This window comes from Nonomuraea sp. NPDC049750, from assembly GCF_040659625.1.
Classification (GTDB): domain Bacteria; phylum Actinomycetota; class Actinomycetes; order Streptosporangiales; family Streptosporangiaceae; genus Nonomuraea.
In genome coordinates this window covers 492,561-517,914 of the sequence record NZ_JBFANB010000003.1, presented here as the reverse complement: position 1 = coordinate 517,914, position 25,354 = coordinate 492,561, and the positions used below count along the sequence as shown (strand labels likewise).

The following is a 25,354-nucleotide window of genomic DNA, read 5'->3' as shown; positions in this document are numbered from 1 at the left end:
CAAGCTCCAGGAGGGATATTTTTACGATTTTTCGCCCTTTGGCCGGATATTTTGCCAATCACAGACGCTCCGGGCCCGGCAACACCTTGAGCACCGCCCGCGCCAGCCGGACGCGCGCCGTGTGCACCGGTGCGGGTGGATCGTCTCCCATGGGTACGGCGGGGGCCAGCTCATGGGCGTCGTGGTACGCCGTCGCCAGCCGTACCAGGTAAGGCTCCCACCCCGGAGACCTGCTCAGCCGCCGCCCCGGCAGCTCGGCCAGCACGCGGAGCACGGCGCGGTCTCGCGGGTCGGCCAGCAGCTCTGGGCGGAAGGGCCCGGCCGGGACGCCCAGGTCGCGCGCCCACCGCTGGACGGCGGCCGCCCGCGCGTGGGCGTAACGGACGACGAAGCCCGGGTTCGCCCATGTGCGGGGGAAGTCCGGCCAGAGGTCCTCTGGTACGTCGAGCGGCTCCACGGAGTCCACCAGCGTCCCCGGTACGTCCACGACGATCCGCAGAAAGCCGTTGTCCAGGACCTCGCCGGAGACGCGCGCCGCCAGGGAGGCAGGGGGTACGCCGCGACGGAGGGCGGCGGCCGAGATGTAGACCGCCTCCCGCTCCCACGTCCCCTCCGGCACCGGAGGCTCCCCCAGCACCGCGGCAAGCTGCTCCGGCGTCACGGGGCGGCCCTGGACGCTAGATGAGCGCGTGTGGCTCGGCGGAGCCGTACTCGACCAGTTGGGCGGCCCCCAGCAGCCACCGGTCCTCCTCGCGTACCCGCACATAGCCGAACCGGTCGGCCGAGAACACCTTGATCCCGTCCGCCCGGCACTGCCGCATCAGCACCTCGTCCCACCCGTCCGTGAGGTCGGCGAAGCCGAGCTCACGCAGGGTGTTGCGGCGGGCCAGGAGCGTGGCGCCGGCGATCTCCGGCAGGTAGGAGTATTCGGCGTCCGGCTGCTTGAGCAGGGTCGCCTGCGGTTTGCGGAGGTGGGCGTAGAAGGCGGCCTTGCCAACAATGTCGGCCGTGCTGAACAGGAACGCCCTGCGCAGGTCGGTCAGATAGTGGGCCCCGTAGACGTCGCGCGGGTCCATGACCGCGACCAGGTCGGCCTCGCACAGGTCGAGACCGTGGTTGAGCATGGCGCCCGTGCTGGCGGCCGGGTCGAGGTCGCGGAAGACCACGTCGACGCCCGTCAGGACCTCGCGGACGCGCTGCTCGGCCCCGCGCCAGGCGAACACCACCACCTGGGTGACCCCCGACTGCCTGGCCACCTGGGCCAGCGCGTGCTCCAGCAGCGCCGAGTCGGGCACCGGCAGCAGCACCGAGACGTTGAGCGTGGCGCGTACGGCGGGCAGGCCGATGGCCTCCAGCAGTTCGTCGGTCCGCTCGGACATCGTGCCAGTGGCGTGGGCGCGGCGCAGGGCCGCGTGCGCGCGGCGCGCGTCGGGCTCGGTGCCGATCGAGGTGTTGCAGGCCGCGAGCTCGGCCAGCACCCACTGCGGGGTGCCGGGCGGGCAGTCGACGGAGGCGGGCCAGCGGTAGGAGGTCAGCACGTCGGGGTAGGTCAGGTGCTCGGGAAGCAGCTGGTCGAGCGTGAGCACCCGGTCGATGCGGCCGCCCGAGAGCGGGATCGGGTTGTGCACCCGCGGCTGCACCCCGAAGTGCAGGCGCGGCCAGCCCACGGTGAGGTCGTTGGTGAAGCGGTGCTCGAACAGCTCGGCGGCGGCCGTGTAGGGGGTTACGTCGCCCCGCGTGTGCCAGAAGACCGTGCGGATGCCCCGCTCGGCGCACCAGGCCAGCAGGGCCTTGAGCCCCTCGCCCGGCTCGCCGGTGATCTCCTCGGCCCACGGGCCCTGGGTGACCGACTCGACCACGAGCAGGTGCGGCACCTCCAGCGGCAGCACCCTGGCGAAGTCGCGCGGCGTGAAGCCGGTCGTCTGCCGCCACTCGTAGCGCAGCAGCGCCTCGGTGTGCGGGTCGGCGATCACCGCGGCGGTGATGTGCGGGCGGGTGTTGGGCCCGGTGGGCACGCGGAACGGCTTGAGCTTGAACGAGGCGCCGTTGAGCGTACGCACGGAGGTGGTGGCCTGGTAGGCGGCGCCCGGCCGCTCGTCCTTGTCCTTGGCCGCGGCGGCGACCGGCTTGCGCTTGGGCGCGGTGGGTCGTTTGACCGGTTTGGCGGCGCCCTTGAGACCTCGGGCCAGACGGACCGGGTTGCTCTTGCCGCTCCTGATCGCGTCGCCGAGCCGGTTCCAGCGGGCCACCTTGATCGAGGAGAGCTTCCAGTTGGCCACCTCGGCCTGGAAGCGCTGCTCGGCCAGCTCCTTGCGGAGCTTCTCCGCGGCGGCGCGCTCGATCTCCAGCCGCTCCTCCGCGTCGGTGAGCCGCTCGGCGAGCGCCTTGGCCTCAGCGGTGTGGTGCTCGGCCTCCACGAGCCGCGCCTGGGCCGCGTCCAGCAGCCTGGCCAGCTCGGCCGCGTGCTCGGCCTGGGCGATCGCCTCACGCAGCGCTCGCCTAGTGCTCTCCAGCTCAGTGCTCACCGAGACCTCCGATTCCTAGCCCGGCAAAGGATACTCTTTTGCGGGAAGCAGCTCGAAGGGATGAGATCCGGTGCAGTTCAACGTGCGGCCCTATGTCTGCGGCGGTCTCGGCCGGATCGACACCGTCATACTCGGCAAACTCGCCGCCGCGGGGCCTCGGGTCAGACCGGCGCTCCAGACGGCCGAGGCGGCCCTGTACAGCTCGACGCCGCTGCCGCCCTATCACCGCGCGGGGGGCTCGTTCGCGTTCTCCTGGGGTGAGCGCAGGCCCTCGGCTCTCGACGGCTGGATGTCCATCGCCGAGACGTACGAGGTGCCGGGGCTGATCGGCGACGGCCCGCGGGTCACGCTGCACGCGGGCGCGCTCGGGCTGGTCGACGTCTATTACGTACGGCACGGCGACGCGATCTATTTCTCGTCCCTGATCCAGCCGTTGCTGTCGCTGGTCCCGGTCGAGATCGACTGGTCGGCCTGGGCCTCGATCATCCAGGTGACGTTCCCGCTCGGCGAGGCGACGCCCTACCAGCGGATCAAGCGGCTGCCGGGGTCGAGCGCGCTGGTGTTCGACGGCGAGCGGCTGGCCACGGAGCGCGGGCTGCCGCGCTGGCTGCGCCGCGAGCCGTACGAGAGGTGGACCAGCGCCCACGAGATCGTCGAGCTGCTGCACGAGGTCTACAAGGACTACGACGGGCGCAAGCTGCTGGTGCCGGTCAGCGGCGGCTACGACTCGCGGCTGCTGGCCAGCGTGGCGAAAGCACGCGGCTTCGACGTGGAGTCCTGGACGACCAGCCCCGACGAGGGCACCGACACCGACATCGCCTTCGCCCGCTCGATCACCCGCGAGCTGGGCATCCCGCACCGGGTGATCACCCAGTCCGCCGACGACTACCCCGGCGACGCGGCCGGGGTGGCGCGCCGGCTCGAATACCTGACGCCGCACCACGCCTGGTACGCCCCGTTCGCCAAGGAGGTGCAGCGGGCGGGCCGGGTGCTGGTCGACGGCCTGGCCGGCGGCCCGCTGCTGAAGAACTTCATGGTGAGCGGGGCCGCGCTGGAGGCCACCTCGCAGGCCGAGCGGTCGGCCGCGGTGCTGAAGTCGCTCAGCCTGGGCGCCCCGTCGCAGCCGTTCCTGTCGGCGGCGGCCGGCGCCTGGATGGAGGAGGCGGTCCGCGAGCAGTTCGCCGCGGCGACCTCCATGCTGCACGGGCACCGGGCCGAGCTGCCGCTGTCGGTGCTGCACACCCGCACCGTGCGGGGCATCGCCCGCTCGGCGGTCAACCTGGTCGGCCCCGAGGCGTCGTTCGCGGCGCCCTTCATCCACCCCGACTTCTTCGACGCGGCGCTGTCGGTAGGGGTGGCCCGAAAAGACAAGGGTCGCTTCTATCGCGAGATCTTGCACGCCGCCAACCCGCGGGTGGCGGCCCTGCCGTCCACGAACGTGGTCAAGCAGCCGCTGCTGCGGGTCCCGCTGCGCTCCACGGCCGCTCCCGCGCGGGCGTACGCGCACCGCATGCTTGAGACGGTCGCCGCCCAGGTGCCCGAAATGCTGTCCGATGAGCTGCACATGGTCATCGCGGGCGGCCCTGACGCGCTGACCCGGTTCAGCGGGTGGAACGACCGGTTCTGGGTCCGGGGGCTGGTGCTTTTCGGGCTCTGGCTGGGCGACTTCGAGAACGATCTCAGTGATGTGTCGTCCCCTTTCTGATGAACTCTCGGTAACATCACGGTTACACAGTGATCTCATGGGTATTAACTCGAGCACAGCACAAGCGGGTTCCGGAAAGCCAACGGGCTGGTAGTGTTCGGCCCGTAAGCGCCGCACAAGCGGGCACCGGGTCACAAATCCGGTCCGTTCAGGGCATGAGGTTCGCAGGGATGACGACCTCAGGCGGCGCGGTCACCAGCTAGTTAGCGCCGGGGAAACCGGTGACTCCGTCCTGCCCACATCTCCTTCTGTGAGCGACATATGATCAACGCATCCCCAACACCGGAGCCGATTTCCGAGGCGTTCGTCTCGGAGGATCCCTCCTGGTACAAGCGGGCGGTGTTCTACGAGGTTCTTGTCCGAGGGTTCAAGGACTCCAACGGCGACGGCACCGGAGACCTGCGTGGTCTCACGGAGAAGCTCGGCTATCTGGAATGGCTGGGCGTCGACTGCCTTTGGCTGCTGCCCTTGTACGAGTCGCCGCTGCGCGATGGCGGGTATGACATTTCCGACTATATGAAGATCCTTCCGGACTTCGGGGACCTCGGGGATTTCGTCCATCTGATCGAGTCGGCGCACGAGCGCGGGCTGCGGATCATCACCGACCTGGTGATGAACCACACGAGCGACCGTCATCCCTGGTTCCAGGCGTCGCGGCACGACCCGGAAGGGCCGTACGGCGACTTCTACGTGTGGTCCGACGAGCCGACCGGCTTTCCCGACGCCCCGATCATCTTCATCGGCGCGGAGGAGTCCAACTGGACCTACGACCCGGTGCGCAAGCAGTACTACTGGCATCGCTTCTTCCACCACCAGCCGGACCTGAACTATGACAACCCGGCCGTGCAGGAGGCCATGCTGGAGGTGCTGAGGTTCTGGCTGGACCTCGGCATCGACGGCTTCCGGCTGGACGCGGTGCCCTACCTGTTCGAGCGCGAGGGCACGGCGTGCGCGGGGCTGCCCGAGACGCACGCGTACCTGAAGAAGGTCCGCGCCGAGGTCGACCGCCTCTACCCCGACCGGGTGCTGCTGGCCGAGGCGAACGGCTGGCCCGAGGACGTGGTCGAGTACTTCGGCGACCCCACCGTGGGCGGCGACGAGTGCCACATGGCCTTCCATTTCCCGCTCATGCCGCGCATCTACATGGCGGTCAAGAAGGAGACGCGCGAGCCCATCTCGGAGATCATGTCGCGCACGCCCAAGCTGCCCGACACGGCCCAGTGGGGCATCTTCCTGCGCAACCACGACGAGCTCACGCTCGAGACGGTGACCGAGGAAGAGCGCGACTACATGCACAGCGAGTACGCCAAGGACCCGCGCATGCGGGCCTACCTGGGCATCCGCCGCCGGCTCGCGCCGCTGCTGGACAACGACAGGGACCGGATCGAGCTGTTCACGGCCCTGCTGCTGAGCCTGCCGGGCTCGCCGATCATGTACTACGGCGACGAGATCGGCATGGGCGACAACATCTGGCTGGAGGACCGCGACGCGGTGCGCACGCCGATGCAGTGGAGCCCCGACCGCAACGCCGGCTTCTCCTCCGCCGACCCGGGGCGGCTCTACCTGCCCGCGGTCATGGATCCGATCTACGGCTTCCAGGCGGTCAATGTGGAGGCGCAGCAGCGCAGCGAGGGTTCGCTGCTCCACTTCACCCGCAAGATGCTGGAGATCCGCCGCAGCCACCCGGTGTTCGGCCTCGGCGCCTACACCGAAATGTGGTCCTCCAACAACAGCGTGCTCACCTACGTCCGGGAGTACGGCGACGACGTCATGCTGTGCGTGAACAACCTGTCGAAGTATCCCCAGCCGGTGGAGCTCGACCTGCGCCGCTTCACGGGCATGACGCCGGTGGAGGCGCGGGGCGGGGTGCACTTCCCGGTGATCGGCGAGCTGCCTTACCTGCTCACGCTGCCGAGCCACGGGTTCTACTGGTTCGCGCTGAAGAATCTCAAGGCCGCTGAGGTCGTCTCAGCGTGAGGTGACGGGCACCTGGGCGCGGGCCGCGCGGCGGGCCGGGATGAGCGCGACCGCGAGCGCCGCGCCCACGGCGACCAGCACGGCGACGATCAGTGTGAGGACCGAGGGCGGGCGGCCGATGCCCGCCCCGACTCCGCTGGTGTAGCCCTGGAGGTCGATCAGGCCGGTCACCACCGAGGCGCCGGCCGCCGTGCCGGCCACGATGCCCAGCACGACCAGCAGCCCGGTGCCCGTCACCAGGGTGGCCATCACCTGCCGCGGGGTCAGCCCCATCGCCTTGAGCACGGCCAGATCGAAGGCGTGGTCGCGCAGCCCCAGGGCGCTGGCCGTGAGCAGGTTGGCCAGGCCGATCAACGCCAACACCGCGATCAGCGCCACGATCACCACCCGGATGACCGACAGCCGGTCGGCCGGGTTGACCACCCGCTGCACGTCGAGGCTCTCCCCCGAGGCTGCCAGCAGCCTGTCGCGCACCTCGCCCGGATCGGTGCCCTGGCGCAGCGCGAGGGCGTAGAACTCGGGCGGCACGGAGTCCTTGGCCGCCAGGCTGTCGAGCCCCACGGACAGCACCTCGCCGTCGAGGTCCGGCTCCACGGTGCGGCCGACGATCCGTACGATCAGCGGCGAGCCGCCGACGGTCAGCCGGATCCGGTCACCGATCCTGGCGCCGAGCAGGTTGAGCAGCCCCTGCCCCGCGACGGCCTCGCCGGGCTGGCCGTACATGCGGCCTTCGACGACCGGAAACGGGTAAGGGTCGGCCGAGCTGCCGATGGCCCGCACCCTGACCGAGCGGGCCGCGCCGGGGGCCAGGGCGTTGACGTCGGTGCCCGGGTAGAGGCTCTGGACGGCCCTGTCGGACTCGGCGATGCGCTGGGCGTCGGCCGCCTCCAGCTTGCCCGGCCGGACATACAGGCTGGCGTGCTGGCCGACCTGCTCGGGGTGGCTGAGGAAGTTGTCGAGCGTGGCCCAGACGCCGAGCCCGATCGTGATCATCATCATCGGCACGGCCAGGCCGAACGCGGTCAGGAACGCCGGCAGCCGCCTGGTGAAGGCGTCGCGGGTGCCGAGAATGAGCGCGGGTGGCAGCCGTACGAGCAGGGCCAGCCTGGCCAGACGGGACAGGTGGCCGCGCGGCGGCGCCGCCGGGGCGCCGGGGATGGGCGGTGTGCGCCCGCCACGCCAGGCGGGCACTCCGACCGCGGCGAGCACGGTCAGCGCGGTGCCACCGACAATGGCCAGCACGGGCACGGGCGCGACGGAGGTCGTGCCGAGCACCGCCACCGTCGCCGCCCATCCGGCGAGCGTGCCGACGCCGACGCCGAGCAGGCCGAGTGCGCCGTGCTCGACCAGGAGCAGCAGGGCGACCTGGCCCCTGGTGAAGCCCATTGACTTGAGCGTGGCCAGGTCGCGCAGCTGGCCGAGCACCCGCCCGCCCGCCGCGTTGGCCAGCGCCAAGGCGGCGGCGACCAGCCCAACCACGCCGAAGAGCGCCAGCAGCGTGCCGAGCAGCCGGTTGTCGAGCTCCATCGCGGCGCGTACCTCGCGCCAGGTGTAGACACGCTGCAGCTGGTCCTCCAGCATGACCACGACGCGCTGGGAGACGACCTGGGTGGCGTCGGGGTCGGCCAGGCGCAGGCCGGTCACCCACTCACTGCGGCCGAGCATGGGCTCGATCCGGTCGAGCGTCGCCGGCAGCACCCAGGCCAGGCCGGGCGTCCACTCGGGGTAGAAGCCCTGCTCGGCGGAGTCGGCGATGCCGCGTACGTACAGGGTGTGGCGCTCGCCGCTCAGCGCGATGATGGAGAAGGCGTCGCCGAGCTTGAGCCGCAGCGCCCTGGCGAAGGAGCGCTCGACCACCACGCCGTCGGACTGGGCGGGGTCGAGCCAGCGGCCCTCGGCCACGACCGGGTGCGCCACCCGGGGCGGCGTGGCGGGCATCGCGCGCAGCGCCGCGGGCTCCTTCTTGCCGTTCTGGACCACGGTGACGGGCGCGGACCTGTAGGGCCCCGCGGTCTGGCTGACGCCGTCGATGCCGCCCAGCCCGGCCTGGGGGCTGTCCTTGGTGTAGAACCACACGTGGGCGCCGTCGGTCTGGGCGAACAGGCTGCGCCACGGGTTGGTGCCGTCTTCCAGCAGGGTGACGGCGGTGATCAGCGCGGCCACGATCCCGGCCACGGCGAGCACGGTGAGCAGCGCCTGGCCCCGCCTGGCTCGCAGGTCGGCCCTGATCCACCGGCTGCCCGCCCTGGCCGTACTCATTTCGTGAAGCTCATTTCGTGAAGCTCATCGGAGGTCGATCACCTCGCCGGCCGTGCCCGTACGCCTGCGGGCGATCCGGCCGTCGTCAACGATCTCGCCGTCGAACAGCGACACCAGGCGGTCCGCGAGGGCGGCCACCCGGGCGTCGTGGGTGACCATGACGATGGTCTGGCCGTCCTTGTGCACGTCGCTGAGCAGCCGGAGCACGTCACGGGTGTTGCGGCTGTCGAGGTTGCCGGTCGGCTCGTCGGCCAGCAGCACGCTCGGCTGGTTGGCCAGCGCGCGGGCCAGCGCGACCCGCTGCTGCTCGCCGCCGGAGAGCTGGCCGGGCGCGGCGTCCGCGCGTTCGGTGAGGTTGAGGGCGCCCAGGAGGCTCTCGCGGCGTTCGCGGGCGTCTTTGGGCGAGGCTCCGGCCAGCAGCGCCGGCAGCTCCACGTTGTCGGCCACGGTCATGTTGGCGACCAGGTTGAAGAACTGGAAGACGAAGCCCACCTTCTTGCGCCGCAGCAGCGCCCAGGCGCTCTCCGAGAGCGTGTCGACGCGCTTCTCGTCGAGCCAGATCTCGCCGCTGGTGCGGGCGTCCAGTCCGCCGAGCATGTGCACCAGCGTCGACTTGCCCGACCCCGACGGCCCCATGATCGCGACGAACTCGCCCGGCTCCACCCGCAGATCCACCCCGCGTACGGCCGGCACGGGGACCGCCCCATCGGAGTAGATCTTCACCAGGTTGACGGTCTTGATCACGCTCATGCCAGATCCTCCTGGCACCGGGCCAGCCAGTCCAGGTCGGCCTGCAGATGCAGCATGGCCCCCTCGATGAGCAGGACCGCCACGGTGTCGGCGGGCGCCGTGCGGGAGAGGAGGTCGTTGAGGTCGCTCATGAGCGAAAGATAGTGCCGGCGCTGCCGGTTGATGAGGGCCATCCGGTCGGCGATGCCGGTGAGCGGGGCCAGCACGAGCTTCATGAAGAACTCGTCGCGCACCCGGGGACCCTCGGTCGGCTCGTCCACCCAGGTGGTGAGCACGTCGCGGCCCTTGGCCGTCAGGTAGTAGACCTTCTTGTTCGGCCGGTTGGACTGCTCCACGTCGACGGCCCTGACCAGGCCGTCCTTCTCCAGCCTGCCGAGGGTCACATAGATCTGGCCGATGTTGGGCGAGGGATAGGCGCTGCCGAAGGTCTGCTCAAGGGCCTGTTTGAGCTCGTACCCGTGGGCAGGTTCCTTGGCCAGGAGCGCCAGCAGGTGCAACCGCAAGCCCCACCTCCCCCTTGTGTTACGGATGCGTTACGCGCTTCTCCGTTGACCGTCAGATTACATGTGTGCATAACATGAATGCATCTACCTAACACGAATGTAATCCTTCTGAACTGGGAGGTCATCGGGTGCATCGCTCGTTGCCGATCGTGCTGGCCGTCTGTCTGGCGGCCGGGTGCGCGGCGACGGGTGACGAGGTCGGCGGCGATACCGGCACGGGCGGCACCGGCCCGATCACCTTCGCCACCGGACGCGACACGACGGCGTACCTGCAACCCCTGCTGGATCGCTGGAACCAGGCCCACCCGGCCGAGAAGGTGACGCTCCTCGAACTCCCCGAGGCCGCCGACGAGCAGCGCGCGCAGATGGTGGCCAATCTCCAGGCCCGGAGCAACCGCTACGACGTGCTCGGGCTGGACGTGGTGTGGACCGCCGAGTTCGCGGAGAACGGCTGGATCATCCCCCTGGAGCGCGGGCTCTTCCCGCTCGACAGGCTCCTGCCGCCCGTCGTGGACACCGCGGTCTACAAGAACAAGCTGTGGGCGGTGCCGTACACGAGCAATGCCGGCCTCCTCTACTACCGAACCGACCTGATCAAGAAACCGCCGCGCACCTGGGCGGAGCTTCGCGAAAAAGCCCTAGAGGTCACGAAAAAGCGGGACATCGGAGGTTACGCCGGGCAGTTCCTCGCGTACGAGGGGCTGACCGTGAACTTCTCCGAGGCCGTGCAGTCGGCGGGCGGGCAGATACTCAGCCCCGACGGCACGGAGGTGACCCTCGACCCGGCCAAGGCCAGGATCGCGCTGGACTTCCTCATCCAGGGCCTGCGCGAGGGCTGGATCCCCAAGGAGTCGCTGTCGTACAAGGAGGAGGAGTCCCGCCTGGCCTTCCAGGAAGGGCGGCTGGCCTTCGCCCGCAACTGGCCGCACGCCTACGGCCCGGCGACGGCCAAGCTCGGCGGCAAGTTCGCGGTGACCAGGCTTCCCGGGCTCAACGGCCCGGGGTCGAGCACGCTCGGCGGGGTCAACCTGGCCATCAGCGCCTACTCCAAGCACCAGCACACCGCCCAGGAGTTCATCCGCTACTTCACGGGCCTGGAGAACGAGCGGCGGGTGCTCACCGACGGCTCGTTCCCGCCGGTGTGGACCGAGCTCTACGACGACCCGGCCCTGATCAAGCGCTTCCCCTACCTGCCCGTACTCAAGGAGAGCATCCTCGCCGCCAAGGCGCGGCCGGTCAGCGCGAACTACAACCAGCTCAGCCTGGTGATCGCCAGCTCGGTCGCCAAGGCGCTGAGCCCTCCCTACACCGAGTCCGCCGACGACGTCGCGGTCTCCATGAAGTCCGAACTGCAAGAGATCATCAGCACACAGTGAGGCAGCCATGCGAAAAGCCAGAGCAGCAGCGATCCTGGCCGGGCTCGCGGTAGCGGTCGCCGCCTGCGGAAACGCGCCGACGACCACCCAGCCCACAGCGTCGGGCTCGGCGCCGGCGAGCGACGGCGGGAGCAAGACACTCCAGGGCGTCAAGCTCGAGATCGCCGCCAAGTGGACCGGCGAGGAGCAGAAGAACTTCGAAAAGGTGCTCAAGGCTTTCTCCGACAAGACCGGCGCCACGGTCACCTATGCCTCCACCGGTGAGGACACCGGTGCCTACCTCGGCCCGCGCATCCAGGGCGGCAGCCCGCCCGACGTGGCCGTCCTGCCGCAGCCGGGCCTGGTGCAGCAGTACGCCAAGCAGAACGCGCTGAAGCCGCTGACCTCCGAGGTCACCAAGGAGATCGACACCAACTACACGCCGTACTGGAAGGAGCTGGGCTCCGCCGACGGCAAGCCCTACGGCGTGCTGATCAAGGCCGCGCACAAGTCGCTGGTCTGGTACCGCGCGCCGGCGTTCGAGGACGCGGGCGTGCAGCCGCCGACGAACTGGGACGAGCTGGTCAAAGCCGCCCAGACGATCGCCGACTCCGGCACGGCGCCGTTCTCCCTCTGCGGCGCCTCCGGCTGGACGCTGACCGACCTGTTCGAGAACGTCTACCTGTCGAGCGCGGGTCCGGACAACTACGACAAGCTCTCCAAGCACGAGATCCCCTGGACCGACCCCAGCGTGGCCACCGCGCTGCAGAAGATCCAGCAGATCGTGGGCAAGAAGGAGTTCGTCCTCGACGGCAGCTCCGGCGCGCTGCAGACCGACTTCCCGACCTGCGTGACCAAGGTGTTCGGCCAGAAGAAGGCGGCCATGGTCATCGAGGCCGACTTCGTCGCCACCCAGGCGACGCAGGACGGCGCCAAGGTCGGCGAGGACGCCAAGATCTTCCCGTTCCCCAAGGCCGGTGACACCGCTCCGGTCGTGCTGGGCGGCGACGTGGCGGTCGCGATGAAGGACTCCCCCGGCGCCATGGCGCTGCTGCAGTTCCTCGCCTCCAAGGAGGGCGGCGAGATCTGGGCCAAGCTGCCCGGCTACCTGTCGCCCAACAAGAACGTCTCCCCCGACAACTACCCGGACCCGCTGACCAAGCAGCTCGGGCAGACGATCATCTCCGCCGGTGACGCCGTCCGTTATGACATGTCCGACCTGGCGCCCAGCGCCTTCGGCGGCACCGACGGCAAGGGCGAGTGGAAGGTGCTGCAGGACTTCCTGCGCAACCCGAGTGACATCAAGGGCGCGCAGACCAAGCTCGAAGATGAGGCCAAGAAGGCCTGGAAGTAAGAGGTAAGGCCGTGACCGAAAAGGTGGACGGCCCGAAGGCCCCGCGCGAGGACGACACCTCGCGCGGGCCCGCCTCCGGACCGGCTGAAACCCCCCGCACGCAACGACGCCTCGGCCCTTCGCCGACGGTCGCGATCGCCTTCCTTCTCCCCGCGGCCCTGCTGCTGGGAATCTGGGTGGTCTATCCCATCGTCTATTCGATCTTCCGAAGCCTGTTCGACGCGACCGGCAGCGGATTCGTGGGCCTGGGCAACTACGCCACGATCTTCACCGACGCGAGCATGCTCACCACGATCAGGAACAACCTGATCTGGGTGGTCGTCGCCCCGATCGTGGTGACGACGCTGGGCCTGATCTTCGCGGTGCTCACCGAGCGCATCAAGTGGGCGACCGCGTTCAAGCTGATCGTCTTCATGCCGATGGCGGTCTCGCTGATGGCCGCGGGCGTGATCTTCCGGCTCGTGTACGACGAGGACCCGGGCAAGGGCGTCGCCAACGCCATCCTGACCACGGTGCACGACACGTTCTCCTCCTCCCAGGGCTACCCGGACGCGCGGCCCCGCGAGGGCGACCAGTCGGGCGTCGTGGCGGACAAGGGCGCGATCGTCACCAAGCAGCCCGTCCAGTCGGGCCAGCCGGTGCTGATCCCGATCGTCGGCATCAAGCCGAACATCATGCCGAGCGCCGCCCAGCCCGCCAAGGCCGCGCCGCCGGGCAACGCCCTGTCCGGAACGGTGTGGTTCGACTTCACCCCGGGCGGCGGCGGCAAGAACGGCGCGCCCGACGCCACCGAGAAGGGCCTGCCCGGCATGACCGTGGAGGCGGTCAAGGACGGCCAGGTGGCCGGCACCGCCACGACGGCCGACGACGGCTCCTTCCGCTTCGACGGGCTGGCCGCGGGCTCCTACGTCGTACGGCTGCCGCAGTCGAACTTCCAGGCGGCCTACCACGGCCTGACCTGGCTCGGCCCGACGCTCATCACCCCCGCGATCATCGGCGCGTTCGTCTGGGTGTGGGCCGGGTTCGCCATGGTGCTGATCGCGGCCGGGCTGGCGGCCATCCCGCGTGACTCGCTGGAGGCGGCCCGCATCGACGGCGCCACGGAGTGGCAGGTGTTCCGCCGGATCACCGTGCCGCTGCTGTCACCGGTGCTACTCGTCGTCTTCGTGACGATGATCATCAATACGCTGAAGGTGTTCGACCTGGTCTTCATCATCGCGCCGCCATCGGTCCAGCCGCAGTCGAACGTGGTCGCGCTGGAGATGTGGCGGGTCTCCTTCGGCGGTGGGAACAACCAGGGGCTGGGCAGCGCGCTCGCCATCTTCCTGCTCATCCTGGTCCTCCCCTTCATGATCATGAATATCCGCCGATTCAGAAGGGAAGACACGTGACCACGGCAACCGCCCCGGCTCCTGCCGAGGTCTACGCGGGCGCTCCCCGCCGGAGTGTGATCACGCGCGTCGTCGACCGTCTCGGCGGCGGCGCCGTCCAGTTCCTGATGGTGCTGCTGGGCCTGTTCTGGTTGGTCCCGACGCTCGGCCTGATGGTCGTCTCGCTGCGCTCCCCGGCGGTCAACGGCGCCGAGGGCTGGTGGACCATCTTCACCAAGCCCGCCGAGCTGACCATCGAGAACTACAAGAACCTCCTGGCCGGCGGTTTCACCTCCTCCTTCTGGAACACCGTGTTCATCACGGTGCCGACCACGGTCCTGGTGATCGGGATCGCCGCGATGGCCGCCTACGCGTTCGCGTGGATGGACTTCCCGGGCCGTGACCTGTCGTTCCTGGTCGTGGTCGGACTGCTCATCGTGCCGATCCAGATCGCGCTGATCCCGGTCGCCATCTTCTACGGCGGCGTCGGCATCTTCGGCACGATCCCCGGCGTGGTGCTGTTCCACGTGGCGTTCGGGTTGCCGTTCGCGATCTTCCTGCTCCGGAACTTCTTCGTCGGCATCCCGGCCTCCCTGCTGGAGGCGGCGCGGATGGACGGGGCATCGGAGCTGAAGATCTTCGTGCGGGTGGTCTTCCCGCTCGGCAAGCCGGCTATCGCGTCGCTCGGCATCTTCCAGTTCCTGTGGGTGTGGAACGACATGCTCATCGCGCTGGTCTTCGCCGACACGGACAACCAGCCGATGACCAAGCAGCTCCAGTCGCAGATGCGGCAGTTCGGGTCGAACGTCGACATCCTCTCGTCGGGCGCCTTCCTGTCGTTGATCATCCCGCTGGTCCTCTTCTTCGCCTTCCAGCGCTACTTCGTGCAGGGCATGATGGCCGGTTCGGTGAAGTAGCTCCACATGTGCCAGCCAGACGCGGGGGCATGGGCACCCGCCTGCCGAGGGGGGCAGGCGGGCGCCCGTAACGCTCTCTCTGACGGCCTCGAAGGTAAGACATGAAGCTCCTCGCGGCGGCGGTCGCCACCCTCATCGCTCTCGGCCCCGGCTCAGCCGGTGCGGGCGCCGACTCCATCGGCGTGGGCGCGGCCCCCGGCGCCGAGGGCGCGGGTGATCCGTACTTCTCCCAGCAGGGCAACGGGGGCTACGACGCCGCGCACTACGACCTCGCGCTGGGCTACGATCCGGGGTCCAATCAGCTGAGCGGCGTGGCGACGATCACCGCCCGGGCCACGCAGGAGCTGAGCCGCTTCGACCTGGATCTCGTCGACACCCTGACCGTGCGGTCCGTGGTGGTGAACGGCGCGGCGGCCTCGTTCCGGCGCAGCGGTCCGGAGCTCATCGTCACTCCGCCCGGCAGGCTGGCCTCCGGGCGCCCCTTTTCCGTTGTGGTCCGGTACGACGGCAAGCCGACGTACCTCGTCGACCCGGACGGCTCACACGACGGCTGGATCCGTACGGATGACGGGGTGTTCAACGCCAACGAGCCGCAGGGGGCCATGACCTGGTATCCCGGCAATCACCACATGACGGACAAAGCCACGTACCGCTTCACGGTGACCGTGCCGAGCACGCGGGTCGCGGTGGCCAACGGCGACCTGGTGTCGAAGACGTCCCAAGGCGGTCGCACGACGTACGTGTGGGACGAGAGGGAGCCGATGGCCAGCTACCTCTCGACCGTCACCATCGGAAAGTTCCAACTTTCCGACACCAAGATCGGAAATTTCCGGGTAATCACCGCCGTGGACCCGCGGAACGCTGCGAAAGCCGGAGACTTCGCCAAGCGCCACAAGCCCATCCTTGACTACTTCGGCTCGCTCTTCGGCCCCTACCCGTTCTCCTCGACCGGCGGCATCATCGATCGCGCGTCGGACGTCGGCTACTCGCTGGAGACGCAGACCCGCCCGATCTACCCCCAAGTACCGAGCGAGCCGCTGCTCTCCCACGAGCTCGCCCACCAGTGGTTCGGCGACGCCGTGACGCCGACACGCTGGAAGGACATCTGGCTCAACGAGGGCTTCGCCACCTACGCCGAATGGCTCTGGCAGGACAAGCTGGGCACCAAGAAGCTCCAGGACTCCTTCGACGAGGCCTACAGCCGTGCCCCGGAGGACGAGTTCTGGCAGACGCCCGCCGCCGACCCGGGCGGCGCGGCCGGGCTCTTCAAGGACGCCGTCTACTCCCGCGGCGCGATGACGCTGCACGTCCTGCGCGGCGCGGTCGGCGACCGCGCGTTCTTCACCATCCTCAGGACCTGGGTCAACGACCACAAGTACGGCAACGCCGACACCGCCGCCTTCATCGCCCTGGCCCAGCGGGTCTCGGGCCGGGATCTCGGCACGCTCTTCGACCAGTGGCTGTTCCAGCGGGGCAAGCCCACGCTGTGATCATTCTGGTACGGCCGCCCACCGGATTCGGACCGCAAGCCGTACCAGACCTGGCTAAGCTCAACAGCCATGGCCAGTCGTCCCTTGAACGAAGTCGTCGAAGCCGGATGGGCCAGTGCGCTGGAGCCCGTCTCCGAGCGCATCTCCCATATGGGCGAGTTCCTCCGCAATGAGATCGCCGAAGGCCGGCAATACCTCCCCGCGGGCGCCAACGTACTGCGCGCCTTCAACCAGCCCTTCGACGAGGTCAAGGTGCTGATCGTGGGCCAGGACCCCTACCCCACGCCCGGTCACCCCATCGGGCTGTCGTTCTCCGTCGCCGCCGACGTGCGGCCGCTGCCCGGCAGCCTGCTCAACATCTACAAGGAGATGGAGACCGACCTCGGGCTGCCGCGGCCGTCCAACGGCGACCTGACCCCGTGGGCCGACCAGGGCGTACTCCTGCTCAACAGAGTGCTCACCGTGATGCCCGGCAAACCCGCCTCCCACCGGGGCAAGGGCTGGGAAGAGGTCACCGAGCAGGCCATCCGCGCGCTGGTCGCCCGCGACAAGCCAATGGTCGCGATCTTGTGGGGCCGCGACGCGCGCAACCTGGCGCCGATGCTCGGCAGCGTGCCGCGCATCGAGTCCGCGCACCCGTCTCCGCTGTCTGCGCGCAACGGATTCTTCGGTTCCCGGCCCTTCAGCCGTGCCAACGAGCTCCTTGTTCAGCAAGGCGCCGGTCCTGTCGAGTGGAAGCTGCCCTAGCATCTTCGCCATGAGTGATAACGAGAAGTTCCTGCGCCTGACGGTCGAGCTGACCGTCGAGGTGCTCGACGTGGACGCGCTGCAGGCCGCGGCGCTGGCCGAAATCCGGCATCCCGACGCCGACCTCACCGAGGAAGAGCGGGCCGAGCAGGTGGAGCTCGTCAACTCCGACGACACCGGCGCGTCCGCCCTGCAGTGGCTGATCGAGCCGGACCACGTCCTGCAGCTCGTCGACCACATCGACGAGATCGAGCCGCGCGAGGCCGTCCTGGGCGTCGAGCCCTCCGACGGTCCCAGCGAGGAAGAGGAAGAGGACGACCACGAGCACGCCTGAGTCCAGTGCGGGCCACGAGGTCTGTTCGATCGAGCACCGATTGGCTTCGATCGGCATCGTGGCCCGCGCTGTGAGCTTTGAGAGGACATTGAGTTGATCGTCGCGTTCTCGATCACGCCGCTGGGCGTCGGCGAGGGAGTCGCCGAGCCGGTCGCGCGCGCCGTCAAGGTGGTGCGGGAGAGCGGGCTGCCCAACCGGACGGACTCCATGTTCACCACCATCGAGGGTGAGTGGGACGAGGTCATGGCGGTGGTCAAGCAGGCGGTGGACGTGGTGGCCGAGGTGGCGCCGCGGGTCAGCCTGGTGCTGAAGGCCGATCTCAGGGCCGGTGTCACCGACGGCATGACCAGCAAGATCGAGTCCCTCGAACGTCACCTGTCCTGACCGGTGCCTTTGGCTGGGGTCGGGTCAACCCTGGCCTAGTCGGCGAGGGCGTGCCGCCAGTGCTCGGCGGCTTGGGCCATGTCCTGGTGAAGGTGCTGGAAGAACCGGCTGGCGGTGTGCATGCGGGAGCCCGCCGGGTTGGTCACGCCGTAAAGCTGGGCTCCCTGCCGGGTGAAGTCCGCCCACAGGACCATGCCCTGGAGGCTGGCCAGCCAGGCCTGGTAGCAGACGTGGTCGTCGATCAGGTATCTCTCGCGCCGTCCCTGGCGTTCGCGGGCGATCAGCCCCCGCTGGTCGAGCCAGGCGACCGCCTTGGAGACCGAGGCCGGGCTCACCCGCAGCCGGGCGACGAGTTCGGCGGCGGTGGCGCCGCCGCTGTCGCTGACGAACAGGCAGACGAGGACCCTGGCCATCATGGCCGGGATCCCGGTCTGGGTCATCATCGTCGCGAAACGCTCCTCGAAATCCCGCACCGATTCCGGGTCCCACCCGGGCGCGTCCGCATGGGCGACGGGCGCGACGTGCGTGACCGACCTGTGGCGACGGGCCCGCCACCGCGCGGCCTGCTGGGCCTGGTTGGCCCGGTAACGGTGGTGTCCGCCGTTGCGGGCGACCTCGCGAATGATCGTGGACTTGGACCGTCCGAGCCGGCGGGCGATCTCGGCGTACGGAAGGCCCGCGGTCAACCCGGCCGCGACCTGCTGACGCTCCTCGAAGGTCATCCGGCCTCCTGCCATCGTCACTCCTCTCCTCCGGCCGATCACGCTTGCCGGTGCATTCAGCTACAGAGTCAACGCATCGATCGCGTCGCTTCTAGCTCGGCTTATCGCCGCGACTTGTTGTTTCTGATGGAACCACATTCCTAGCGTTTCGCTCATCGCAAACACAGCACACGACAAGGAGACCGCGATGAGCGCGACATTGCCGACCGAGCGGCGCGCGGGCCACCCGTTAGACCCGCCCACGGGATTGGCCGAGCTCCGCGAGCAGCGCCCGCTGAGCCGGCTGGCCTACCCCGACGGTCACGAAGGTTGGCTGGTCACCAGCCACGCCCTGGTGCGCGCGGTGCTGGCCGACTCGCGGTTCAGCGTCCGGGCCGAGCTACGGCACATGCCGATCTCCGGGGCCCCGGACAGCGACCAGCCCCCACCTCCAGGGATGTTCGGCGGCATGGACGCACCGGACCATACGCGCTACCGCAACCTGCTCACCGGGAAGTTCACCGTTCGCCGCATGCGCCAGTTGAGCGAGCGGGTCACGCGGATCACCGAAGCGCACCTGGCCGCGATGGAGCGGCAGATCGGCCCGGTGGACCTGGTGACGGCCCTGACGCAGCCGGTCCCCGCGCAGATGATCTGTGAACTGCTCGGCGTGCCGTACCAGGACCGGGCCCGATTCCAGCAGCACGCGCTGGACTTGTTCCGCCTGAACGCCCCACCGGAGGAACTGGCGGCGGCCTACGGAGCGGTGCACGCGTTCGTCCAGGAGCTGGTCGCGGCCAAGCGGACGACCCCCACCGACGACCTGCTCAGCGATCTGACCGAAACCGATCTCACCGACGAGGAACTGGTCAACATCGGCTTCTCGCTCCTGGGCGCCGGCATGGACACCACGGCCAACATGCTCGCGCTCGGCGTGTTCGCGCTGCTCGTCCACCCCGACCAGCTCGCCGCCCTGCGCGCGAACCCCGGCATCGCCGACCGCGCGGTCGAGGAACTGCTGCGGTACGCGAGCATCATCCCGTTCACCATCCGCACGGCCCTGACCGACGTGGAGCTGAACGGCGAGGTGATCAAGGCCGGGGAGACGGTCACCATCTCGGTACCGGCGGCCAACCGCGATCCCGCGCACTTCGCCGACCCCGACACCCTCGACCTGCTCCGCTCGACCAGCGGCCACGTGGCCTTCGGCCACGGCGTGCACCAGTGCCTCGGTCAGCAGCTCGCGCGGGTGGAACTCCAGGTCGCGCTGCCCGCCCTGGTCACCAGATTCCCGGACCTGCGTCTGGCCGTCCCGGTTCAGGACGTGGCCCTGCGCACCGACATGCTCATCTACGGCGTGCACGCGCTGCCCGTCGTCTGGGGGGTGTGACCCATGCCGAAGGTCTGTCTGGTCACCGGGGCATCGGCCGGTATCGGTCTGACGACCGCCCTGGAACTACTGCGCGCCGGCCACGTCGTGTACGGGGCCGCCCGGCGCGTACGGAAGATGGACGTCCTGCGCGAGGCCGGCGGGCACGTTCTGGAGATGGACGTGCGCCGCGACGCCGACCTTGACCGGGCGATCGCCACGATCCTGCGGGAGCAGGGCCGGATCGACGTTCTGGTCAACAACGCCGGAACGGTCCTGCACGGCGCGGTCGAGGACGTCCCCCTGGACCGGGCGCGCGACCAGTTCGAGGTCAACGTCCTGGCTCCCGCCCGATTGATCCAGCTCGTCCTGCCGCGCATGCGCGAACAGGGATCCGGGATGATCGTCAACGTATCCTCGATCGGCGGCGAGATCAGCCTGCCGCTGGGCGCCTGGTACTACGCCGCCAAACACGCCCTGGAGGCCCTCTCCGACACGCTGCGCATGGAGGTCGCGCCGTTCGGGATCAACGTCGTGATCGTTCAGCCCGGCATCATCAAGACCGAGTTCGAGGACCAGACCGCCGCGCAACTGCGCGAGCACTCCGGGCTCGGCGCCTACCGTTCGATGGCCGAGGCGATGGCCGCACGCAGCGAGAACGGGCTCGCCGAGGGCTCCGATCCCCGGGTCGTCGCCGAGACCATCCGCGCGGCAGTCGAATCCGACGCTCCGCAGACCCGCTACGCCGTCGGCTGGCTCGCCGACAAGCTCCTGGAACTCAACCGGACCCTGCCTGACCGCGAGTTCGACGCACTGGCGAGCCGCTCGATCACCCCTCCCCCGTAGGGGTCTCCCAGGGACCCCAGCCACAACAGACCGTCTCCCTCTTCTCCTCCAAGGAGGTATCCCTCCGGAAGGGCCCCAACCACCACGAACCACCTCCATCCGCTCCTCCAAAGGAGGTATCCCTCCACAAGGACCTCAGCCACCACGGGCCGTCACAGGAGATGAGGCGGTCGTGTAACGAACCACCCGGGGAACCCCACCTCATCGGGCGGTCCCTGACCGGCCCGGTGCCGAACAACCGTTGCGACCCCAGCCGACTGCTTCCGGTCCACTCCTCACGGGGTTTCCCACTACCGCCCTCTAGTACATTTCGAGATATGTCTTGACCCGCCTCGCAGACGCGACATATCGTGTCGCTCGACCAATAACGCGATACTACGCGTTCCAGGAGGTGGGTTGAGTGCACGAGCGAGTACCCGTTCTTGTCGTCGGCGGCGGTTACGCCGGGCTGAGTGCAGCAGCGCTGCTGGCGTGGCGTGGCGTGCCTGTCATGCTGGTCGAGCGGCACCCCAGTACGTCGGTCCAGCCCAAGGCGTTCGGGATAGGCCCCAGAGCCGTCGAGTTACTGCGGCCGGTGCCCGGGGTCGAGCAGTCACTGCGGGACATCTGGCAGGGCATCGGTGACGGCATGCGCATCGCGATCGCGGCGAACCTGGCCGACCCGAACCCGCACATGATCGTGACCGGCGACGAGGACGACTTCGCCTTCCTCGCCGACGTCACGCCCGCCGTCCAGGTGGGCGCCCCTCAGGCGGAGGTCGAGCGGGTGCTGCGGGCCAAGGCCGAGGAGTTGGGGGCCGACCTGCGGTTCTCCACCGAGCTGGTCTCGCTGGAGCAGGACGCCGAGGGGGTCACGGCGGTCATCCGCGCCGACGGCGTCGACAGTGTCGTACGGGCCGACTACGTGGTGGCCGCCGACGGCTTCCGCAGCCCGCTCCGCGCCCAGCTCGGCATCCCCGCTTCGGGGAAGGGCGAGCTGGGGCTGATGTGCTCGATCATGTTCGATGCCGACCTGACCGGGCTGGTACGGGAGCGCGAGGTCACGCTCTGGTACCTGCAGAACGAGGTCTTCACCGGCGTCATCGTGACCGGCACGGGCGTGGGTGCGCACGTGGTGGGCGTCAACTACGACCCCGCCAAGGGTGAGAGCGAGGCCGACTTCACCGAGGAGCGCTGCGTCGAGCTGGTACGAGTGGCGACCGGCGTGCCCGACCTCGACGTACGGGTGCTCGACAAGACCACCTTCGCCATGGCGCACGTCGTGGCCGACCGCTACCGCGACGGGCGGGTGTTCCTGGCCGGCGACGCGGCTCACACGATGCCGCCCACCGGTGGGCAGGGCGGCAGCACGGCGCTCCAGGACGGCTGCGACATCGCGTGGCGACTCTGGCTGGTGGCGACCGGACAGGCCGGGCCGGATTTCCTCGACACCTACGACGCCGAACGCCGTCCCATCGGCACGCTGACGGCCGACGCCCAGCTCGCGAACCTCGGCCATCGGATGCCTCCCGCGATGCGTACCGAGTACCCGGAACCGCTCGAAGACCCCCTGGCCGCCATGATCGGATACCGCTACCACTCGACGGCGATCCTGGAGGAGCCCGATGATGACGGGTCGATCCTGGAAGATCCGCGCGTACCGACCGGGCGTCCGGGGAGTCGCGCCCCGCACGTGCCGCTCGACTGGGACGGGCAGCTGATTTCGACCATCGACCTGTTCGGATCCGGTTTCGTGCTGATCGCCGGACCTGGGGGACAGCATTGGATGGACGCGGGGCGGCTGATCAAGGAGCGGCTGCGCATCCAGCTCACGCGCGTGCTGGTGGACGAGGAACTGATGGACGTCGAAGGCTGCTGGGCGGAGAGGTACGGCGTGGACAGGGGTGGCGCCGTGCTGATCCGGCCCGACGGCTACGTCGCCTGGCGCTCGCCGTACGCCGACCCGGACCCCGCGACCACCCTCGAACGGGTACTCCGGCAGGTGCTCAGCCGCTAGTTTCCCTCGGTCGCCTCAGAAGAGGCGCAGCTGTCCGGTCCGCTGGGCTCGTGCCTCTCCCAGCCGGAGCGCGACGACCGCCGCGAGCAGCAGGGCTCCGGACAGTACGGCCAGCCCGGTCAGCTCCCCGGCCAGGTCGCCGATGCCCTGGCCGTCGAGCAGCGCACCACGTACGACCGCCAGGCTGCCGGTGAGCGGGAGCACCGAGCCGACGGCCCGGATCCAGCCGGGCAGCGCGAACACCGGCAGCCGCACCCCGCTGGCGAACCACATCGGATCGTCCAGCAGCGTGTAGAGGAAGGCGGCGTCCCTGGAGAAGATCAGCAGGCTGTTCAGGAACGCCCCCCACGCGACCGCGGGCACCAGCATGGCCAGGAAGACCACCGCGTACATGGCCGGGTGGGCCACGTTCACCACGTCCAGCAGCGTGAACATCGCCACCGCGAAACAGGCGAACAGCCAGGCGTTCTGCACCAGCGCGCCGAACCCGTTGGCGACGACCACGACCAGCCGGTTCGCGGGTGACAAAAAGAGGAGTTCCAGCGTGCCGGTCTGACGCTCGAAGGAGAAGTGCCAGGCCGACTGCACCAGCGAGAAGAAGAACGTGAACCCGAGCGCGCCCGTGGCCAGGAAGGCGAGCAGCCGTTCCGGGTCGGCGGCGAGTGGCCAGCGCTCGGCGATGCCCGGCGTGGCGGCCAGCGGCCGGAGCGTGTAGTAGGTCTCGGCGAGCTTCAACAACGGCCAGACCAGCATCGAGAACAGGACCAGCTTGCTGCCGAAGATCTGGCGATGCTGCTTGAGCGCCTCGGCCCGCATGACCTTCATCGCGTGCCTCACGTCATCACCTGCCACCGGCTGGTGGTGCGGCTGCCGAGGGCACAGGCCGTACAGCCGGTGCCGGTCTCGGTGCGACACCACGCCGGCGTCGTACCGACCTCCGCGCGGGTCCACGGCGGAGTGATGCCCATCCGGAGGCGGCACCACGTCGATGTCACACCCAACCCCGTGCGGCACGGCGACCAGCTCGTGTGCGGCCCGATCACGCGACCACCTCCAGGGAGCGGTCGCTCAGCGCGAGGATCGCGTCCTCAAGGGACGGCTCGACGATCTCCAGCCCGCCGAGCGCGCCGCCCGCCTCGATGATCGTCGTGGTCAGCGCCCCGGTCAGGTCGTCCGGATGGTTCAGCTCGATCACCCCACCCGGTGCGAGCCGTACGCGGCTGTCGAAGGCCCGTACGGCGGCCTCGATCTGGGGCGACAGGTTCGTGACCGTGACCCGGACCGTACGATGGCAACCGGTCTGGGCCATCAGCTCGGCCGGCGAGCCTGCCGCGAGGTGGCGGCCGTCGCCGATCACGTACACGTGCTCGCAGAGCTGCTCGACCTCGGCCAGGTAGTGGCTGGTGAGGAGCACGCCCTTGCCCCGCTCGGCCAGCCCGGCCACGACCTTGCGCAGGTCACGGGCGATCGGCGCGTCGAGCCCCAGCGTGGGCTCGTCGAGCAGCAGGTAGTCGGGGTCGTTGATCAGCCCCCGGGCGATGGACAGGCGCTGGGTCATGCCGCGCGAATACTGTTCGACCCGCGTGGCGGCGGCGTCTGTCAGACCGACGAGTGCGAGCAGCTCTTCGATGCGCGGTTTGAGGACCTTTGTGGGGATGTCATAGAGCTGGCCGAAGTACCAGAGATTCTCCCGGCCGGTCATCCGTGCGTAGACCATGCGCTCGCCGCCGGCGATCAGGTTGATCCTCTTGCGTACGGCATGCGGCTGTCTGACCGGGTCGAGGCCGCCCACGCTGACGGTGCCGGACGTCTGCCGGAGCAGGGTGGCCAAGATCTTGATGGTGGTGGTCTTACCCGCGCCGTTCAGCCCGAGCAGCCCAGTGACGCGGCCGCCGGGGATCGACAGGTTCAAGCCGTCAACGGCCACCTTCGCGCCGAACTCCTTACGCAAGTTCACGGTCTCGATCATCAAAAACTCCGTTCCATGGCCCTGCGCTCCGCCCAGGGCATCGCGAGTAATCCGGCGGCGGCGTAGGCGAGACCGAGCGTGACGGCGACGGCGAAGCGGCCGGGATCCAGTCCGGTGCCGCCGGTGAAGACGCCGCGGATCACGTCCATGGCGGCCGTCACCGGCACCACCTCGCCGAGCCATCGGAACGCCTCAGGCAGGTACTCCCTCGGAAAGGTGAACCCGGACAGCAGGGCTATCGCGTGGAACACACTGTTCTGGGTGATGTGCGCCTCACCGGCGACGATCATCACGTTGCTCAGCACGGCCGACATCCCGAACACCGCCAGAGCCAGCCCCGCCACGGCCAGCACGGCGTCCACCGCCCCCGTGGGCGCCGGCCGTACTCCGAACAATGCCGCGCACCCGAACAACACGCCCACCTCGACCGCCACCGCGGTGAAGGCGAACGCCGAGAAGCCCAGCAGGTACGGCAGGCGCCGCGCCGGAGCGACTAGCAGCGCACCCATGGTGCCTTCGCGCTGCTCCTGGATCATCGCCTTGCCGGTCCAGAGGATGCCGTGGACGACGAACATGTACGCGCCGGCGCCCACGGCGATGTACCCGAGATAGTCGCCGGTGCCCGCCTTTCCGCGGAACTCCGCGGATATCTCCCCGCCCGCCACGACCCGCAGCCCCAGGTAGGCCAGCCCGATGGTGAAGACGCCCAGCAACAAGGTGCCGATGAAGTATGACCATGGGTAGGCCCGCCTGGTCACCAACCACGACCGTCTCAGGGTCGCCCATGCCACGCTCATAAGTCT

22 protein-coding genes are annotated in these 25,354 nt (G+C 69.2%); 13 read left to right on the top strand and 9 right to left on the bottom strand.

The features are described 5' to 3' along the window. Positions 1 to 58: 58 nt before the first annotated feature. Entirely contained in the window at positions 59 to 661 is a 603-nt protein-coding gene (locus tag AB0J16_RS10855) for an anticodon-binding protein (protein ID WP_358537079.1), read from the bottom strand. 16 nt (positions 662 to 677) lie between these two features. Next, positions 678 to 2,525, bottom strand: a complete 1,848-nt coding sequence (locus tag AB0J16_RS10850; protein WP_358537076.1) for a hypothetical protein — start codon at positions 2,523 to 2,525, stop codon at positions 678 to 680. A gap of 70 nt (positions 2,526 to 2,595) precedes the next feature. On the opposite strand from AB0J16_RS10850, the gene AB0J16_RS10845 reads away from it, so the two are divergent. Together AB0J16_RS10845 and treS are read left to right on the top strand one after the other, a co-directional pair. Continuing rightward, the gene (locus AB0J16_RS10845; protein ID WP_358537074.1) at positions 2,596 to 4,230 is read left to right on the top strand and encodes an asparagine synthetase B family protein; all 1,635 of its coding nucleotides are present in this window, start codon (positions 2,596 to 2,598) and stop codon (positions 4,228 to 4,230) included. A gap of 261 nt (positions 4,231 to 4,491) precedes the next feature. Next, positions 4,492 to 6,207 (top strand): maltose alpha-D-glucosyltransferase, encoded by a 1,716-nt coding sequence (treS, locus tag AB0J16_RS10840; protein ID WP_358537071.1) that lies wholly within the window; start codon positions 4,492 to 4,494, stop codon positions 6,205 to 6,207. Here the strand turns inward: treS and AB0J16_RS10835 are convergent. The 3 genes from AB0J16_RS10835 to AB0J16_RS10825 are packed head-to-tail and all read right to left on the bottom strand — an operon-like array spanning position 6,199 to position 9,719. Beyond that, positions 6,199 to 8,466, bottom strand: a complete 2,268-nt coding sequence (locus AB0J16_RS10835) for an FtsX-like permease family protein (RefSeq protein WP_358537069.1) — start codon at positions 8,464 to 8,466, stop codon at positions 6,199 to 6,201. The two genes, treS and AB0J16_RS10835, sit on opposite strands and share 9 nt — an antisense overlap. A 24-nt stretch (positions 8,467 to 8,490) precedes the next feature. Then, complete coding sequence (locus AB0J16_RS10830) at positions 8,491 to 9,216, bottom strand: ABC transporter ATP-binding protein (protein WP_358537066.1); 726 nt, start codon at positions 9,214 to 9,216, stop codon at positions 8,491 to 8,493. Next, entirely contained in the window at positions 9,213 to 9,719 is a 507-nt protein-coding gene (locus AB0J16_RS10825) for a PadR family transcriptional regulator (RefSeq protein WP_358177959.1), read from the bottom strand. Before AB0J16_RS10825 ends, AB0J16_RS10830 begins: the two co-directional genes overlap by 4 nt. Before the next feature lie 128 nt (positions 9,720 to 9,847). On the opposite strand from AB0J16_RS10825, the gene AB0J16_RS10820 reads away from it, so the two are divergent. The 8 genes from AB0J16_RS10820 (at position 9,848) to AB0J16_RS10785 (ending at position 17,670) form a co-directional block, all read left to right on the top strand. Beyond that, on the top strand, positions 9,848 to 11,095 hold the full coding sequence (locus AB0J16_RS10820; RefSeq protein WP_358537064.1) for an ABC transporter substrate-binding protein: 1,248 nt from the start codon (positions 9,848 to 9,850) through the stop codon (positions 11,093 to 11,095). Positions 11,096 to 11,102: 7 nt separating this feature from the next. Next, a complete protein-coding gene (locus tag AB0J16_RS10815; protein WP_358537062.1) occupies positions 11,103 to 12,428 on the top strand; it encodes an ABC transporter substrate-binding protein in 1,326 nt (441 codons plus the stop codon). Positions 12,429 to 12,439: 11 nt separating this feature from the next. Next, positions 12,440 to 13,819 carry an ABC transporter permease subunit gene (locus AB0J16_RS10810; RefSeq protein WP_358537060.1) on the top strand — a complete coding sequence of 460 codons (1,380 nt, stop codon included), beginning with the start codon at positions 12,440 to 12,442 and terminating at the stop codon, positions 13,817 to 13,819. Next, a complete protein-coding gene (locus AB0J16_RS10805; protein ID WP_358537057.1) occupies positions 13,816 to 14,715 on the top strand; it encodes a carbohydrate ABC transporter permease in 900 nt (299 codons plus the stop codon). The genes AB0J16_RS10810 and AB0J16_RS10805 overlap by 4 nt, the downstream gene beginning before the upstream one ends. Before the next feature lie 101 nt (positions 14,716 to 14,816). After that, a complete protein-coding gene (locus tag AB0J16_RS10800) occupies positions 14,817 to 16,205 on the top strand; it encodes a M1 family metallopeptidase (protein WP_358537055.1) in 1,389 nt (462 codons plus the stop codon). Positions 16,206 to 16,274: 69 nt separating this feature from the next. Continuing rightward, positions 16,275 to 16,952 (top strand): uracil-DNA glycosylase, encoded by a 678-nt coding sequence (locus tag AB0J16_RS10795; protein WP_225290308.1) that lies wholly within the window; start codon positions 16,275 to 16,277, stop codon positions 16,950 to 16,952. Between the two features lie 10 nt (positions 16,953 to 16,962). Further along, complete coding sequence (locus AB0J16_RS10790) at positions 16,963 to 17,286, top strand: hypothetical protein (RefSeq protein WP_357646772.1); 324 nt, start codon at positions 16,963 to 16,965, stop codon at positions 17,284 to 17,286. A gap of 93 nt (positions 17,287 to 17,379) precedes the next feature. Next, positions 17,380 to 17,670, top strand: a complete 291-nt coding sequence (locus AB0J16_RS10785; protein ID WP_358537053.1) for an MTH1187 family thiamine-binding protein — start codon at positions 17,380 to 17,382, stop codon at positions 17,668 to 17,670. Positions 17,671 to 17,705: 35 nt separating this feature from the next. Here the strand turns inward: AB0J16_RS10785 and AB0J16_RS10780 are convergent, their stop codons facing one another. Beyond that, positions 17,706 to 18,392 carry a helix-turn-helix domain-containing protein gene (locus AB0J16_RS10780; RefSeq protein WP_358537050.1) on the bottom strand — a complete coding sequence of 229 codons (687 nt, stop codon included), beginning with the start codon at positions 18,390 to 18,392 and terminating at the stop codon, positions 17,706 to 17,708. A 187-nt stretch (positions 18,393 to 18,579) separates the two neighbouring features. Here AB0J16_RS10780 and AB0J16_RS10775 point away from each other — a divergent pair, with 187 nt between their 5' ends. From AB0J16_RS10775 to AB0J16_RS10765, 3 genes are all read left to right on the top strand, one after another. Continuing rightward, positions 18,580 to 19,761 (top strand): cytochrome P450, encoded by a 1,182-nt coding sequence (locus AB0J16_RS10775; RefSeq protein ID WP_358537048.1) that lies wholly within the window; start codon positions 18,580 to 18,582, stop codon positions 19,759 to 19,761. 3 nt (positions 19,762 to 19,764) lie between these two features. Further along, positions 19,765 to 20,586, top strand: a complete 822-nt coding sequence (locus AB0J16_RS10770; protein WP_358537045.1) for an oxidoreductase — start codon at positions 19,765 to 19,767, stop codon at positions 20,584 to 20,586. A 400-nt stretch (positions 20,587 to 20,986) separates the two neighbouring features. Then, positions 20,987 to 22,582 (top strand): FAD-dependent monooxygenase, encoded by a 1,596-nt coding sequence (locus AB0J16_RS10765; RefSeq protein ID WP_358537043.1) that lies wholly within the window; start codon positions 20,987 to 20,989, stop codon positions 22,580 to 22,582. Between the two features lie 15 nt (positions 22,583 to 22,597). Here AB0J16_RS10765 and AB0J16_RS10760 read toward each other — a convergent pair whose 3' ends face one another. The 3 genes from AB0J16_RS10760 to AB0J16_RS10750 form a co-directional block, all read right to left on the bottom strand. Continuing rightward, complete coding sequence (locus tag AB0J16_RS10760; RefSeq protein WP_358537040.1) at positions 22,598 to 23,419, bottom strand: ABC transporter permease; 822 nt, start codon at positions 23,417 to 23,419, stop codon at positions 22,598 to 22,600. Between the two features lie 202 nt (positions 23,420 to 23,621). Further along, positions 23,622 to 24,551, bottom strand: coding sequence for an ABC transporter ATP-binding protein (locus AB0J16_RS10755; protein WP_358537037.1), 930 nt, complete (start codon positions 24,549 to 24,551; stop codon positions 23,622 to 23,624). Next, entirely contained in the window at positions 24,551 to 25,348 is a 798-nt protein-coding gene (locus AB0J16_RS10750) for an ABC transporter permease (RefSeq protein ID WP_358537034.1), read from the bottom strand. Before AB0J16_RS10750 ends, AB0J16_RS10755 begins: the two co-directional genes overlap by 1 nt. Positions 25,349 to 25,354 lie beyond the last annotated feature (6 nt).

Coding starts and splice junctions, on each gene's coding strand:
- treS (WP_358537071.1), top strand. CDS start 4,492: ATGATCAACGCATCCCCAACACCGGAGCCGATTTCCGAGGCGTTCGTC.
- AB0J16_RS10835 (WP_358537069.1), bottom strand. CDS start 8,466: ATGAGTACGGCCAGGGCGGGCAGCCGGTGGATCAGGGCCGACCTGCGA.
- AB0J16_RS10830 (WP_358537066.1), bottom strand. CDS start 9,216: ATGAGCGTGATCAAGACCGTCAACCTGGTGAAGATCTACTCCGATGGG.
- AB0J16_RS10815 (WP_358537062.1), top strand. CDS start 11,103: ATGCGAAAAGCCAGAGCAGCAGCGATCCTGGCCGGGCTCGCGGTAGCG.
- AB0J16_RS10800 (WP_358537055.1), top strand. CDS start 14,817: ATGAAGCTCCTCGCGGCGGCGGTCGCCACCCTCATCGCTCTCGGCCCC.
- AB0J16_RS10795 (WP_225290308.1), top strand. CDS start 16,275: ATGGCCAGTCGTCCCTTGAACGAAGTCGTCGAAGCCGGATGGGCCAGT.
- AB0J16_RS10790 (WP_357646772.1), top strand. CDS start 16,963: ATGAGTGATAACGAGAAGTTCCTGCGCCTGACGGTCGAGCTGACCGTC.
- AB0J16_RS10780 (WP_358537050.1), bottom strand. CDS start 18,392: ATGACCTTCGAGGAGCGTCAGCAGGTCGCGGCCGGGTTGACCGCGGGC.
- AB0J16_RS10775 (WP_358537048.1), top strand. CDS start 18,580: ATGAGCGCGACATTGCCGACCGAGCGGCGCGCGGGCCACCCGTTAGAC.
- AB0J16_RS10770 (WP_358537045.1), top strand. CDS start 19,765: ATGCCGAAGGTCTGTCTGGTCACCGGGGCATCGGCCGGTATCGGTCTG.
- AB0J16_RS10755 (WP_358537037.1), bottom strand. CDS start 24,551: ATGATCGAGACCGTGAACTTGCGTAAGGAGTTCGGCGCGAAGGTGGCC.
- AB0J16_RS10750 (WP_358537034.1), bottom strand. CDS start 25,348: ATGAGCGTGGCATGGGCGACCCTGAGACGGTCGTGGTTGGTGACCAGG.